Annotated in this window: 12 protein-coding genes; 6 read left to right on the top strand and 6 right to left on the bottom strand. The window is 43.3% G+C overall.

Going from position 1 to position 15,471, the window contains the following annotated elements; all coding sequences use genetic code 11:
• Window positions 1–93 precede the first annotated feature (93 nt).
• The 3 genes from sufR (at window position 94) to UH38_RS17000 (ending at window position 1,748) form a co-directional block, all read left to right on the top strand.
• Window positions 94–741, top strand: a complete 648-nt coding sequence (gene sufR, locus UH38_RS17010; protein WP_045055877.1) for an iron-sulfur cluster biosynthesis transcriptional regulator SufR — start codon at window positions 94–96, stop codon at window positions 739–741.
• A gap of 100 nt (window positions 742–841) precedes the next feature.
• Complete coding sequence (locus UH38_RS17005; protein ID WP_045055876.1) at window positions 842–1,093, top strand: hypothetical protein; 252 nt, start codon at window positions 842–844, stop codon at window positions 1,091–1,093.
• Window positions 1,094–1,109: 16 nt separating this feature from the next.
• Window positions 1,110–1,748, top strand: a complete 639-nt coding sequence (locus UH38_RS17000; protein WP_045055875.1) for a histidine phosphatase family protein — start codon at window positions 1,110–1,112, stop codon at window positions 1,746–1,748.
• Window positions 1,749–1,813: 65 nt separating this feature from the next.
• Here the strand turns inward: UH38_RS17000 and UH38_RS16995 are convergent, their stop codons facing one another.
• Entirely contained in the window at window positions 1,814–5,509 is a 3,696-nt protein-coding gene (locus UH38_RS16995; protein WP_045055874.1) for a CHAT domain-containing protein, read from the bottom strand.
• Window positions 5,510–5,604: 95 nt separating this feature from the next.
• A complete protein-coding gene (locus UH38_RS16990) occupies window positions 5,605–6,684 on the bottom strand; it encodes an ATP-dependent 6-phosphofructokinase (RefSeq protein ID WP_045055873.1) in 1,080 nt (359 codons plus the stop codon).
• Window positions 6,685–6,798: 114 nt separating this feature from the next.
• Between UH38_RS16990 and era the strand changes: the two genes are divergently transcribed.
• Window positions 6,799–7,773, top strand: a complete 975-nt coding sequence (era, locus tag UH38_RS16985) for a GTPase Era (RefSeq protein WP_045055872.1) — start codon at window positions 6,799–6,801, stop codon at window positions 7,771–7,773.
• Window positions 7,774–7,887: 114 nt separating this feature from the next.
• Here era and UH38_RS27300 read toward each other — a convergent pair whose 3' ends face one another.
• Together UH38_RS27300 and UH38_RS16975 are read right to left on the bottom strand one after the other, a co-directional pair.
• A complete protein-coding gene (locus tag UH38_RS27300; RefSeq protein WP_052672432.1) occupies window positions 7,888–10,191 on the bottom strand; it encodes a putative bifunctional diguanylate cyclase/phosphodiesterase in 2,304 nt (767 codons plus the stop codon).
• Between the two features lie 173 nt (window positions 10,192–10,364).
• A complete protein-coding gene (locus UH38_RS16975) occupies window positions 10,365–12,671 on the bottom strand; it encodes an ATP-dependent helicase (protein WP_045055871.1) in 2,307 nt (768 codons plus the stop codon).
• 103 nt (window positions 12,672–12,774) lie between these two features.
• Between UH38_RS16975 and UH38_RS16970 the strand changes: the two genes are divergently transcribed.
• Window positions 12,775–13,635 carry a fructosamine kinase family protein gene (locus UH38_RS16970; RefSeq protein WP_045055870.1) on the top strand — a complete coding sequence of 287 codons (861 nt, stop codon included), beginning with the start codon at window positions 12,775–12,777 and terminating at the stop codon, window positions 13,633–13,635.
• Between the two features lie 13 nt (window positions 13,636–13,648).
• On the opposite strand, the gene UH38_RS16965 is transcribed toward UH38_RS16970, so the two are convergent.
• Window positions 13,649–13,861, bottom strand: coding sequence for a helix-turn-helix domain-containing protein (locus tag UH38_RS16965; RefSeq protein ID WP_045055869.1), 213 nt, complete (start codon window positions 13,859–13,861; stop codon window positions 13,649–13,651).
• Window positions 13,862–14,040: 179 nt separating this feature from the next.
• On the opposite strand from UH38_RS16965, the gene UH38_RS16960 reads away from it, so the two are divergent.
• On the top strand, window positions 14,041–14,490 hold the full coding sequence (locus UH38_RS16960) for a hypothetical protein (RefSeq protein ID WP_045055868.1): 450 nt from the start codon (window positions 14,041–14,043) through the stop codon (window positions 14,488–14,490).
• Here the strand turns inward: UH38_RS16960 and UH38_RS16955 are convergent.
• Entirely contained in the window at window positions 14,479–15,381 is a 903-nt protein-coding gene (locus UH38_RS16955; protein WP_045055919.1) for a S1 RNA-binding domain-containing protein, read from the bottom strand. The two genes, UH38_RS16960 and UH38_RS16955, sit on opposite strands and share 12 nt — an antisense overlap.
• Window positions 15,382–15,471: the final 90 nt, after the last annotated feature.

Raw genomic sequence — 15,471 nt, 5'->3', positions numbered from 1 at the left:
ACTAAAACAACAAAGAAGTTGTTTAATCTATCTTCATTTTAAGGTATATTAACAACAGGTATGTTGTCAAAGTAAGATTTTTTTGGAATAAAGATGGCGATCGCACAGCAGCCCTCAACAAAACAGGATATTTTGCAATATCTGTGGCAGCATGATTCAGCAACAGCCCAGGAATTGGCAACGCAGTTAGAAATAAGTCAGCAAGCAGTGCGCCGTCATTTAAAAGATTTAGAAGTCCAAGAACTAATATTCTACAGCGCAGTGGCTCAAGAAATGGGTCGTCCGCAGCACGTATATCAACTTAGCAGCAAAGGGAGCGATCGCGTAAGTCCAGCTAGCAGCATCAACTACAGTACATTTGCCGTCTCTTTACTCGATACCTTAGCAGAAACCGTAGGACCTGACCAAGTAAGCCATATTTTAGGCAAACAGTGGGAACGTAAAGCGATCGCCTATCGGGAAGCATTGGGAGATGGAAGTTTGCAGGAGCGAGTAACAAAACTTGTGGAACTAAGAAAAGCTGAAGGGTTTATGGCAGAATGTCATTCGCTAGAGAGCGATCGGCGTTTTATTATGACAGAGCATAAGTGCGCTATTTCTAATGTTGCTGAATCCTTCCCCAGTATTTGCGGACACGAATTAGAAATGTTTGCTCAAGTATTACCAGATTGTATTGTAGAGCGCACCCATTGGATTATTAATGGCGAACAGCGTTGCGGCTATTTGGTAGAAGAGCGATAGAAAACTAAGTTGAACGCAGATGCACGCAGATGAACGCAGATAACAGTCCATATTGGTTGCACGTTTAAAGCAATGTATTGTTTATGCTACGGGTAGATTTATGAACGCACAGCCATCAACGCAATTTTTAACTTTGGAAGAATCCGCTAAGGTAGATGCAGCTTTACTTGCAGCTAATGAAAAGTTTTTAACTAGACTGACTATTTCATCTTTGAAGTTATTGAAACATATTGCTCAAGAGTACGGCGTGGCTATAGAAGATTTGGAAACGCAGCAGATAGTAGCTTGGTTTGAAAAAGATGGTAAGATTCGGCGCGAGCAAGGAATTGAAGCAGCTTACTTGCAATGGTAGAAACTATCAGCTTTTTATGGCTTTAACGCTTTATTTACTCCGTCACGGACAAACAGAATGCAGTCGCGATAATGCTTTTTGTGGCTCTATCGATCCGCAATTAACTCCAGATGGATTAGAAATGGCACAAGCTTTTGCAGATGCTTACCATTCTGTAGATTGGAGTGCCATTTATGCAAGTCCGATGCAAAGAACGATCGCCACAGCTACTCCTTTAGCGCAAAAAGTAGGTATAGAGTTAGAATTGCGCGATGGTTTAAAGGAAATTAATTACGGCAAGTGGGAAGGGCAAACAGTAGCAACTGTTTCTCAAGAATATCACGATGACTACATTCGTTGGACAGCAGATCCGGCATGGTATCCGCCTACTGGGGGAGAATTAGCAGTTGCGATCGCAAGTCGTGCTTTACTCGTAATTGAGGAAATTAAGCAGCGTTATAGTAGCGGTAACATTTTGATTGTTTCCCACAAAGCAACTATTCGGATTATGTTGTGCAGCTTACTCGGTATCGATGTTGGGCGATTTCGGTTTCGCTTAGGATGTCCGGTAGGATCGGTAAGTAAAGTAGAATTTGGCGCACACGGTCCTTTAGTACATAGTTTAAGCGATCGCACCCATCTGAGCGAAAGATTGCGATCGTTACCAGGAACGTAGGAGATGGGAAGCAGGGGGAGATAATTCTTTTGAACTTCTCTTCTGTACTCCTTGTCTCTCATTCCCTACAACGCTTCGCCAATAATCGTAAACGCCGCCCAATCTCTAGGATTGGGATTTTGTTTCATCGTCTCCAACATAGCACTGCGTAAAGCCTGCGCTTTATCTGGATTGCGCTGCATATTTTGATAAAACTTAGTCATCAAAACTTGAGTAGGCGCATCGGGTACAAACCACAAAGATACTACTACTGTTGGTACTCCTGCACTAATCCAAGAGCGAGATAACCCAATTACACCATCGCCTGTAATTTTTCCTCTTCCGGTTTCGCAAGCGCTCATGACTACTAATTCTGCGTTGAGTTGTAAATTGATAATTTCTTCTGCTGTCAACAATCCATTATCTTTACCAGCAGGCGCAAGCGCTATCCAACTACCTAAACCTTGAATATCATCAGCTAACCCGTGAGTTGCTAAGTGAATATATTTAGCTGTAGGCAACTTTTGCATAATTGCAGCTTTAGTTGCTTGATTTCCGGTAATTGCTTGAGTGCGGAGTAAAGGCGCGATCGCTTTTGCTTCTTTCTCGGCTCCTGGTAAGCTAGGTAATGGCTCTGGTGGCAAACCAATTGCTGGCGAAACTCTAGTCATAGTAGGATTTCCTACTACTACTGAATTTTTTAATCCTACTTGTTTGACTCTTTGGAGTTTCTGGCGCGTCAAGTCTAAAACTTGGATTGAGGGAGAAGTCAAAATAGTATGCTTTTCAATTAAATACGTGCCATCTGGTGCTTGCAGTGCTGGAAAAGGTACGAGAAATAAAGCTTGTTGGGGAATGAATATAACGCGCTCAGTTGCTTTTTTGGGAAGAACATCAGCGACAGGCTGAATTAGTAATTGATAGAGTTGCTGCAAGCTAGCACGACTCCTAGAAGGTATAGCTTGACGGCTATTTGCAACTAAACCTGTTAAATTAGTATTTTGCTTTTGCCATAAAGGTTTTAAATTGACACTGTGAAAGACGATTTCCCCTGTAGGCTTAATTACCCAAATATATAACTCTGATTCTCTTGTTTGGAGTTTACCGTCAATTGGGAAATCATCTAAAATAATTGAGTATTCAACTAAAGTAGCTTGTTGCGATCGCGCAATTTGTTGAATTTGAGCTACTGTAGGTGGAGGTGCTTGATATTGCTCTGCTTTTTGAGGCGACAAGCGTCTAGCTAATAAATCTACGAACGCCCGACTGCGCCCTCTCTCAGCAATTTCTAAAGCTGCATTTGGTTGATTTTGAGCAATCAATACTCGTTGTAATCGTCGATAGCTCTTGAGTTGAGTTTCAAATAAAGCAATTCTATTAGCATCATCGTCTAATCCTGCCCGCAGGTTTTCCCGCACTGCGATCGCCTGACGGTAGTTTTTTTCTGCCTCTGCTAGTTTGCCCTGTTTGTAAAAAATAGCACCTATATTATTGAGGGCAATGCCTTCAATGCGGGGATTTTTGATGGTTTTGGCGATCGCTAAACCTGCCTCTGAATACTTCCTTGCTTGTGGATATTTTTCTAAGAAAAAGTATGCTGTACCCAAATTTGCCAGCGAACTACCTTCGCCAAGAGGATCTTTGAGTTCGCGAGTAATTTTTATACTTTGCAAACTATAGTCAATTACTTTGTCATACTCTGCTAAATCCAAATAAGCAATACCCAAATTTCCTAATGCTTGCCCTTCTCCTTGACGATCTTCGATCGCACGAGCAACTATTAACCGTTGCTGCTGATAGTTAATAGCTTTGGAATAGTCTTCTAAAGATAAGAATGCTAGTCCTAAATTGCCTAAAGCGACTCCTTCTACTCGGCGATCTTTAGTTGCTCTTGCAAGTTTCAAACTCTGCTGGGAGTAACTTATCGCTTCATTGTATTTACCCAAAAATAAGTAAGCAATGCCTAAATTAGCTAAAGAATACTGCTCTACTTGAGGATTTTTAATGCTTCTTGCTAGAGCTAAACTTTGCGTAGAATATTGCAGCCCTTCTTGATATTTACCGTTTTGGATGTAAGCACTACCTAAATTAGCCAAAGCTGAGGCAGCTACGCGACGAGCTTTAATCTTATTGGCAATTGCTAAACTTTGACTGCTGTAAGTTATTGCTTTGTTGTAATCGCCTGCAAATAAATAAGCGCTACTCAAGTTTACTAAAGCTGTTGCTTGAGCTTGCGGATCTTTGATTTTTTGAGCAATAACTAAACTTTGCTGCGAGTAATCAATTACCTCAGCGAACTTACCTAAACCTAGGTATGTAGCAGCCAAATTATTTAAACTTGTCTGTTGAATTCGAGGCTCTTTAAGTTGTTTGCCGATTGCTAAACTTTGTTTAGAGTAGTTCAACCCTTGAGCATAATTGCCTAAAGCATTGTATATACCGCCTATATTAATTAAAGCTCTACCTTCTGCGGCTCGATTTTTAATTTGACGAGCAAGTTGCAAACTTTGCTGGGCATATACTAGCGATTTTTTACTATCGCCTATAGAGTGATAAATGTTAGCTAAATTACTCAACACATTCGCTTCAATAGAGCGATCTTTATTAGCACGAGCAAGTTGCAAACTTTGCCCAATGTAATCAAGAGCTTTGGTGTAATCGGCTAAAGCAGTATAAGCTGTACTTAAATTAGCCAAAGCATTTGCTTGACTAGAACTGTCTTTGAGAGCTTTAGCAACAATTAAACTTTGCTGGCTGTACTCAATTGCTTTAGTGTAGTTACCGCTATTTAAATAAGCAGAACCTAAATTACCTAAAGTATCTTTGATACCTTGAGGATCTCTAAGCTGGGTGGCAAGTTTTAAAGCTTCTTCATGGGAAGCGATCGCGCGATCGTAATTTCCAATCGCATCATAAGCTACCCCTAAACCTGATAAAACTGCATATTGCTGTTTCTTATCCCCAAGAGCGCGGTTAGCTGCTAAACTTTGCTCGTAAGAGGCGATCGCGCGCGGGAAATCTCCTATGCCGTAGTAAGCAAACCCGATAGCTGCTGTAATTGCCGCTTCACCTTCTTTATCTTGAAGCTGACGCAATAACTTGATTGACTGCTCGTAGTAGCTAATGGCGCGTGGGAAGTCACCATTATAGTAATAAGCAACTCCCAAACTACCCAACGCCCTCGCTTCTCCCCGTCGCTCTTTGATGCTTCTAGCAACTGTTAAACTCCGCTCGTAGTAACTAATTGCTGTGTTGTAGTCTTGCTGGGTATTTTTGAGACTACCTAAATTATTTAAAACTCTCGCTTGAAGATCGCGGGCAGAAATTTGTTTAGCAATAGTTAAACTTTGCTCTAAGTAGGTAGTTGCTTGAGGATAATTTTTTAGAGCAGTGTAAGATATACCCAAGTTATTTAGAGCGCTGCTTTGTGCGTGACGATCGCCAATTTTAAGCGATATTGCTAAAGCTTGCTGGGCAAAAGCGATCGCCTGAGTATGGTTCTCTAGCCCTCGGTAAGCAGCACTAATATTATTGAGAACTTTTCCTTCGCCTTGGCGATCTTTTAGCTGTCGGTAAAGCTGTAGAGCTTGCAAAGCCGTCTGCAAAGCCGCTTGATACTGACGGCGATCTAGTTGCTGCTGGCTTTGCCCTAATAGACGTTGGGCTTGGCTGCGGATATCTGTTTGTACCTGCGACGTTGCGACTAATACCGGAACTAAAGGCGATGAAAAGCTAGTAATGATAGAGGCGATCGCAACTAAGCTAATTCTTTTAACTTGCATAATTTATGAATTACTAACCCGCGCACCATCCGCGTTTTGTTTGTCTAGACGCGGTTTCCAACCGCCTCCATTTAAATTAATCGCCCTTATCTATATTAATCCCCCAAGCAAATTCCTAAACCACGCGCAGTTCTCACCAAAGTACCATCAGGATCGACAGCACGATATTGAGCGATCGCATCGCTTATAGGTACGCTAACAACCTGACGATTTTGCCAAGTTACCATGCGATCGTATTTCTCCTCGGCAATCAAATCGACAGCAGCTACCCCAAAAGCAGCCGCAGTGACCCGTTCTAATGGCGAGGGGGTCCCCCCGCGTTGAATGTGTCCTAGTACCGTTACACGCGTTTCTGCACCGCTACGGTGACATATTTCATCAGCTAAGTATTGACCGATACCGCCATACCGAGATTGACCTAAGCGATTGGTATTCATCACCGATTCGCCATCTTCAGTGCGTACAGCTTCCGAGACGATCGCCAAACAATAATTTTTTCCTTGTTCTTGACGTTCTTTGATTTTGTGACAAACTTGGTCAATAGTATAAGTAATTTCTGGGATCAAAATAATATCCGCGCCGCCAGCAATTCCGGCACTAATGGCAATATGCCCCGCATCGCGCCCCATTACTTCTAGAATAATTACCCGACTGTGAGATGCTGCGGTAAAGTGCAACCGATCCAAAGCTTCTGTTGCTGTATTTACTGCTGTATCAAAGCCAATAGAATGTTCGGTAACGCCGACATCGTTATCAATAGTTTTGGGAATCGCAACTAGATTAATATTGCCTTGCTGCGCCAAACGGCGCAAAATTGCCGCACTACCATCGCCGCCAATGCCAATTAAAGCATCCAAGCCCAATTGGTGGTAGTTAGAGATAATTTCTTCTGAGCGATCGCATAAACTACCATCTGGCATAGGATAAGCAAACGGATCGCCTTTATTTGTAGTGCCTAACATCGTGCCGCCTGCTGTAAGTAAAGCATCTACTTTTTCAATTTCTAAAGGCATAACTTGCGGCGGATTTGCCAGTAAACCTAGCGTTGCTTGACGAATCCCCAGCACTTCCCAGCCGTAAGTTCCCATTGCCCGATATACAACGGCGCGAATTGCCGCATTCAAGCCAGCGCAATCTCCCCCGCTAGTGAGGATGCCAATACGTTTGCGTCCCATCTTGTAGCTTAATGACTTAACAGCAGTAGATTAAACTGAAACATACACAGTTGTAATAGATTGCAACTTTTATTTAGCTTCCTAGTCTTCGCCTTCAATAGAAATTTATCAAGTATGTCAGAAAGTAATATCGATCCCCAAACAAGCAACAATGAAGGCATTATTTTAGACTTAGCAAGCATACCCCAAGCGCCTGCCAATTATAAATCGGGTTTTATTGGTATTATCGGTCGTCCTAACGTCGGCAAATCAACGCTGATGAATCATTTAGTTGGGCAGAAGATTGCCATTACTTCCCCCGTAGCGCAAACTACACGCAACCGCCTGCGCGGGATTTTAACTACGCCGCAAGCGCAGCTAATTTTTGTCGATACGCCAGGAATTCATAAACCCCACCACCAATTAGGCGAAGTATTAGTACAAAATGCCAGAATTGCCATTGAATCAGTAGATGTAGTGCTGTTTGTCGTCGATGGTACAGTTGAGGCTGGAGGAGGCGATCGCTATATTGTCGAACTGCTTGCCCACAGCCAAATCCCAGTTATTCTAGGTATCAATAAACTCGACGAACAACCAGAAGAATCTGCCCAATTAGATGCTAGTTACGCCCAAATAGCCGCAGCAAATAATTGGGAATTAGCGAAATTTTCCGCATTAAACGGGGATGGATTAGAAACTCTCCAACAATTAATTATCGATCGCTTAGAACCAGGACCATATTACTATCCGCCGGATTTAGTCACCGATCAGCCGGAACGGTTTATCATGGGCGAACTCATCCGAGAACAGATTTTACTACTAACTCGTGAAGAAGTACCGCATTCAGTGGCGATCGCGATTGAAAAAGTAGAAGAAGCACCGACAATTACCCGCGTGTTTGCAACTATCCACATCGAGCGCGATTCGCAAAAAGGCATATTAATCGGTAAAGGCGGTAGTATGCTCAAAGCTATTGGTAGTGCTGCCAGGCAACAAATTCAAAAATTAATAGCAGGCAAAGTCCACCTAGAATTATTTGTCAAAGTCCAACCCAAATGGCGACAATCAAGGACGCGATTAGCAGAATTAGGTTATCGAGTGGAAGAATAGAACTGTTGATGAAGAATATGAGTGCTTTCCCTATCCTCACAGCTTGCAACGCCAACTCGTTTCCATCTGCGTTCATCTGCGTTCATCTGCGTTCCTACTATAGAATCTAGCAGCTTACCATTGAGGTTTGGCAATAATCAACTCTTTTGCGGCTTGACTGGGTAAGGGTTGAGAAAAGTAGTACCCTTGCCCGTAGGCGCAATTAAGCTCTCTAAGATGTTCTAATTGCTCCGCTGTTTCGATACCTTCTGCGATCGCATTCATCCCCAGTTTGTTTGCTAAGGTCAATATTGTTTCGGTTATTTCTAAATTGCCTTTCCCCGCGCCAATTTTGCTCACAAATGAGCGATCGATTTTGAGTTCGTCAATCGGAAAACGGTGCAAACGGCTCAACGAAGAATATCCCGTACCAAAGTCGTCAATAGATAACTGTACTCCCAAAGCTTTAATTTGCGAGAGCGTGGCAATTGTCGATTCGTCATTCTCTGCCAAGACATTTTCGGTAATTTCTAGCTTGAGGCTCAGAGCATCTAAGCTGGTTTCATCTAAAGTCTGGCTAATTTGCTCGATTAAATCTGGTTGAGTAAATAATTTATTGCCCAAATTGGCACTAATCATCAAAGGTGGATTAGTCGGAATTTGCTCTTGCCATTGCTGCATCTGACGGCAAGCTTCGCGCAGTACCCATTGGTCAATAGGGTTAAGCAGCCCTGTTTCTTCTGCTAGCAGCATAAACTTAGCAGGAGCGAGAATACCGCGTTGAGGATGCTGCCAGCGCACCAAAGCCTCGAAACCAGCAATTCTCCCTGTTGCTAGAGACACCAATGGTTGATAGTAAACTACAAACTCTTGCCGTTCGATCGCCCGACGTAATTCTGTTTCCATCTGCAAACGCGCAACTGCTTTTGCGTGCATACTGCTGTTAAATATCTCGTAGCGCGTCCTCATTTGTTTGGCGCGATACATAGCGATATTGGCATCGCGCAGAATATCTCCTGCTTGCTGATAGCCTGTTGCACTTAAAGCAATGCCGATACTAGCTGTAGTAAATACCTCTTGCCCCTCAAGCTCGAACGGCAATGCTAGCGACGTTTGAATGCGTTCGGCAACGCGGATTGTATCGCTAACATCTGTAAGGCTTTCTAGTAAAATAGTAAATTCATCTCCGCCCAAACGGGCAATTGTATCTGTCGGACGCAAGCATTCTTCTAGTTTACGGGCAATAGCTGTCAGTAGTTGGTCGCCAAGGGTATGTCCCAAGCTATCGTTGACAACTTTGAACTGATCTAAATCGATAAACAGGACGGCAAATAAAGCATCAGGATCGCGTTTGGCGTACTCAACGGCTCTTTCTAAGCGATCGCTAAATAAAGCCCGATTGGGTAAATTGGTCAGTGCATCGTAAAAAGCGCTGTAATTTAATTGTCCGGCTGATTCGCGTAAAGCTCTTTCTGTATGTTGGCGATCGCTTGCTACTCCACCTAATAGCAAGCAAGTGAGCGTAATTGCCATCAAGCCAAATTGTAATGCAAAAACATTTTGCCCAAAAGTTGCTCTTACCAATACTGCTACAGCAATGTTGACCAACAAAACTGTCACTGTCGCCCTTTCAAACCCGTGACGCAGCGCTATCCAAATCGCGGGCAAAAAAACGAAATAGGTATAGTCTAAACTATTTCCTGGACGCAAGCTATAAGCAGCCCAAATCCCTAAACCCAGGGCTAAACCTTCTAGCAGCATTTGGGGAATTTCTCGGCGTTTGGGCAAACGTGGATTATCGTCAATGACTGCTGATTTATCTTCGACGTGCGCCCATATCCAAGGCAACTTACGCAACCAAACTAATATAAACGGTGCAAGCATAGCGATGCCAGTAGCATCGCCAGCCCAGTAATGCAAGGTGTGGTACGTATATTTAGACCAAGGTATAACTTTAAAGTAGGCAAAATTTGCGGTTTGTAATAAAGCAATAATTAAAGGCGCAACTAAAGCAGCAACAACTACAAACCAAGTTACATCGCGCATTTTCCGCAGCCGAGGATTTATCCGCAGCTTGTATAGTAGCAAGGCGCAAGCTCCAGCATAGCCTAGTGCTGTAACTAAATCGAAGATTAACAGCGGAGCAATATCGAGTTCGCGCCCAGTGACAAGATAGTTATGAGCGAATGTATTTAGCAGCAACGCTGGGCTATATCGCCAGCCAAAAGTTAATATCAATACGATATTAAGGGCTGACGGCGGATACCAAACAGATATTTCTGGTGCTGTCTCAAAGGCAAGTGCTATTTTGTCCAGTATTGTCCAGGCAATTATGTAGATCGTTACAATCCATATACAACGCCCAGGTGTCGATGTCCGCCGCCAATATCTATACAGTAGTCGTGAGATGCGCGATTCACCCTCATTTGCTCCACTCATAACACTACACTTTTGTAGCAAATAATACGCTACTTGGTAGATTCACTCTAAAATATCCTGCTTAATCTAAGTTTTGAACTTAATCGAATATTGTAAGTCCATATAGTAATAAATACATTGAGTCTTTAGGTGGAAGCCAAAAGCCTTTCAGGAAAGGAAAAAGATTTCTGTTCTTAACCTTTAACCTGTGCTTTTGGCACATTGATTGCTGCAGGAAATTGACGCTTTAGCGCTGGAAATACAGGACAAGGCGCTTTATTATCCAAATTATTCGGTTTACTCCAGGTAAACGGTGCTTTTTGTGCCGCAGACATCCACAATAAACGTTTTGCTCTAGTCATAGCTACGTAGAGCAAACGATACTCCTCAGCAGTTTTTAACTGTTTTGCCTCATCCCAAGCATCAGTAATATTAGGTAAAGTAGATTGCCCGTGTAAGGCAGCCCGAATTTGAGCGCGGGCAACTTCTGATAAGGTAAAGTCACCCAAAAATAACGTCTGCGGCGGAATCCAGGAACTACCAGGAATCATATTTTCATGCAGAAATGGTATAAATACACAGTCCCAATCTAGTCCTTTAGCTTTATGCATAGTAATAATTGTTAGCTGACCAGGACGGGTAAAACGCGCTTCCAAATCTTCTGTTTCTACAGGTTCAAATCGTTCGGCGCTAACGATTTCATTTAATACTGTCAGCATGGCAGACATGGAACTATTACCCGCAGTTTGCTGGGCTACTCTTTCTGCTAATTTATCTGCCGTAGCGAGTTCTGCTTGGTCGTAGTTTAAAGTTAAAGCTAAAAAGGAAATTAGTTGATAGTGCGGTAGTTCCAAACGAGCGCGGAGTAATTGGCGGCACAAATTACGCGGCTTAATAGCTGGTTCTTTGGGCGGCGGATCTAAGGGACTGGGGTAAATAAATTGTTCTGGAAGTAAAGCTAAAGCATTGAGGTCTTGACGGTCAATTAATTGCCGTTGTACCAATACTTCCAAAGCAGCTTTGAGATAGTCAGGAGAATGAGGGCGATCGAGAAATTGCAACCAAGCTAAAATTTCTGCAGGAACGTGAGAGCGGCGATCGCTTTCCGATACTTCATACACATTAATATCATGTTCGCGGCAAATAGGTGCTAGTATTTCCGCCAACCATTGTCCTTGACGGTTTTCTCTAACTAAAACGGCAGCCCGAATATTGCCTGGATCTAGCTTAAATAATTCAATTACTCGTTCGCCGATTAACTGCGCCGTATGAAAAATATCTCGCGGCGTATGCAGTTCCAACCCGCTCCCCCAAGGTTCGGGATTAGCATTAGGTTGAGGATCGCCAGCATCTACAGGGCGAATTTTCTGCAAGCGAAAAGGAGTCTTCTGTTTCCCACTACTATAAGTCTTATTTATCCATTCCAAAGCAAAGTTAGCAGCATCAATAATAATTTTGCTGCTACGACCTGCTGTGTCCATTGTGGCTAATCGTTTTTGGCTGTAACATTCTTCACAAAAGCGGCGAAAATAAATTGGGTCAGCCGGAGTAAAGGTAGAATTAATTGCTTGATTGGGATCGCCGACGCGAATTAAATTAGGCGGCGCATCAGGAGTATGAGGATCGATGGCAAGAATTTCTAACAACTGAGTCTGCAATTGCGTTGAATCTTGGGCTTCGTCTTCAAATACGGCAAAAACTTGGTTTTGCTCGATTTGACGAGCGCTGGGGTTCTCTAACGCCTGCAGAGCGCCTAAAATCATGTCGTCGTAGTCGATAAAATCGCGCGATCGCATGATATTTTGATACTGCTCGTACAACCCAGAAGCGATCGCCAAAATGTCATACTCATCGGTAAATTGTTGGCTCAATTCCCGTAAAGTTGCTGGCAATAGTCCCGAACTTTTTGCCTCGTGGATGACGCTATAAGCTAAAGCTGGCAATACTTCCGTCCGCAGCACCGATTGACGGCGCAAGCGTTCTGTTTCCTCTCCATCAAATTGTCGCCCCTGCAATAGCCGCGCATACCGCCCAGGTTGAGTATTAATCCACTGTTCGACGCAGGTACGAATTAAGCGATGACTTTGGTTCGGGGTAATTAAAGTTGCATTATCTAATTGCAAACCAGATAACTCTGGGTAGCGACTGGCAATATTGAGGGCAAGTCCGTGTAAAGTATGAACGACAAAACCCGATGGCGGTAAAGATAAATCTTCGCGCAGAAAGTTACGAATTTTTGCTTTAATATTAGCTGCTGCCGAACGAGTAAAAGTGACGACAACTAACTGGCGACGAGCGTGAAGTTGATATTTGGCGATCGCTAAAGCTGCTGCTGCTGCCATTCCTGTAGACTTCCCTGCACCAGGAACGGCGGAAACTGCCATTGTCCCACCTTGCCAGTCTGCCATCTGCTGCTGTCCAGGACGGAGGCTATTTCTAATCCGATTCCAAGCTTCTTGTCTGAGGGTTGATAGTGAGGATTCGGCGGTAAAGTCTGGCATACTTCAATCCCTATTTCCAGCCCGATCGGGATTCATAACAAAATAGCTCCCATCATATACCCTTATATATACCATATTCGCATTTGAGGGAACTTAAGTAACTATGTGGACGCAAATCGCCAGGCATATTACCCAAGCTACAGGGCAAGAGTTTTCTGTCCAAAACCAGCGCTCTGTCAGTGGTGGCTGTATCAATCATGGCTACGCAATTAGCGATAGTAATTTATCCTACTTTGTCAAGCTCAATCAAGCGTCGCAAGTTGCTATGTTTGAGGCGGAGGCGCTGGGGTTAAAGCAGATGTTTGAAACTGCTACTATCCGCGTACCAAAGCCGATTTGTTGGGGTATAGCGAACAATTCTGCCTACATAGTATTAGAATACCTAGAACTTGGTAGTGGAAATAAGAATTCTTGGCTGGAAATGGGGCGCAAGCTAGCAGCTATGCATCGCGCAACTTGCGATCGCGGTTTTGGCTGGCAGCAAAATAATACTATTGGCTCTACTTTCCAAATTAATACCTGGAACGATGATTGGGCAGAATTTTTTATTCAGCATCGTTTAGCCTATCAATTCCAGTTAGCCAAGCGCCGAGGAGGGCATTTTCCTCAACTTGATGAACTACTTGCAGCTATGCCTCAATTGCTAGCGCATCAACCTCTACCATCGCTCGTACACGGCGATTTGTGGGGAGGAAATGCGGCTTGTACTAAGACGGGCGAACCAGTAATTTTCGATCCGGCGACTTATTATGGCGATCGCGAAGTAGATATTGCTATGACTGAATTATTTGGCGGTTTTCCTGCTGCCTTCTACCAAGGCTACAACGAAATTTTTCCTTTAGATTCAGCTTACGAGCGCCGCAAACCTATCTATAACCTTTACCACATCCTCAACCACTTCAATCTATTTGGGGGCGGTTATGCTTCCCAAGCAAATCGTGCAATTTCCCAGATTTTAGGTTGAAGTGCGATCGCTTTTATTCTTTAACGACTTCAATTAAATCTTCTATCATTACGTCAAAAGTTTTGGCTAACTTTTGAATAGCTGTAAAGTCAACCAGCGTCATTCCAGGCGAACGGGCGTAAGTTCTGAGAGTGCTGTATATTACACCGGAACGATCGGAAACTTCCTTTATTGTCCATCCTTTTTCAGCAGCAAGTTCTCTGACTCTCAGCCTAATTGTTCCCATCTTGATATTGACAAATGACTACATCTAGTCGTTTAATAATTATTGTATAAACGATCGCCTTTTAGTTTTGCACGCCGAAAGGCGATCGCTAACCAAAAAACTCACATATAGAACGATATCAACTCATATACAGACTTATACAGAGCGATATGTGATTCACATATAGAGCAATAATTAATATGCTAACAACTTCAGAGCCAAAATCCAACCCCCTCCACCGCCTTGCTAGATTTGTGAGTACAGAAGCCGCCGCAGTAATGTTTGATATCCAGCAGGCGGAGATATATAGAGTAGAGCGTTGGGCAAATATTGTCTACGTACACGCCAAAGGAATCAGTAGATTTGTAAGCTACGCTGACTTTCCGCCTAGTTTAGCAGTCGCCTCGCCTACAGACAAAGACTTTAGCTATTGGCGCAGGCGGTGGAAAAAACGACAACAAGAGCAGCAAAAAAGACAAGCACCGCCATTTTGGATAGAATTTTTTGCCCGTAAATTGGACAGCGCAATATCAATTGTAGATTTGCGTACCTGGGGAGAATTAATAGGTACAATCAAATTTTCCTTTAGGGAAGATAGCTTGCAGCTATTACGGGCAAGTTATAGCGATCGCCAATTCTTACTCCTCTAGCTTGCCTTTGGCTTTATTTGCCCGCTCCTCAGCATTACTCATCACTTCATCCATCTTTTCTGTCATCTCGCCTGGATAGCTTTCTAATACTCGCGTAGACAAAGAAATTCTTCCTTTACCTTCATCTAAATCGATAATTACCGCCTTAATTACTTGCCCGACTTGAAACAAAGATGATAGCGATTCGATAAATTTCTGGCTAATTTGCTTGATATGCAATAAGCCGCTCACACCTTCCAAATCGACAAACAAACCAAAAGGCTTGATCCCACTAACTTTACCTTCTACTAGCTGACCTACTTCTAGCTGACTAAAACTAGCAGAACGAGTAGCCAAACGATTAGAAAGCACAAGTTTATTATTACTAAAGTCAACTTCTATAAAAGTAGCGCTCAAAGTTTGACCTTTGAGACTATCCAAATCGTTGCGTTCAAGAAGATGCGACCTAGGAATAAACCCGCGTACCCCTTGCACATCAACAGTTACGCCGCCCTTATTTACGCCAGTTACCTTTACTTGCAGCGTTTGACTATTTTCTTGCATTTCGGCAAGACGTTCCCAAACTTGCTGGATTTCTAACTGACGGCGAGAAATAGTTACTTGCCCGTCCGCATCTTGCTCCTTGATAATTACAAAATCTTGTTCTTCCTGCAAAGGCAACAATTCGGCTAAATCTGAGTGCGATCGCAAAGAGACTTCTTCCATCGGCATAAAAGCCGCTGATTTGCCGCCAATATCTACATACGCGCCATTACTATCGTGTTGAAAAACCTTGCCGCGAACTACTTGCCCTTTTTGAAACTGGTAGTCGTGTTGTTCGAGTGCTTTGGCAAAATCATCCATAGAAAAAGATGATTCAGTGGCGTGAGGTGATTTAGAGTCAGATTTCATAAGTTTTGAGGAAGATCCAGCACTTAAAGCTAGGGGAGCAGGGGGAGCAGGGGAAGCAGGGGGAGCAGGGGAAGCAGGGGGAGATTTAAT

The organism is Aliterella atlantica CENA595 (assembly GCF_000952155.1).
GTDB lineage: Bacteria > Cyanobacteriota > Cyanobacteriia > Cyanobacteriales > Chroococcidiopsidaceae > Aliterella > Aliterella atlantica.
This window is presented reverse-complemented; position numbering and strand designations above follow the sequence as displayed.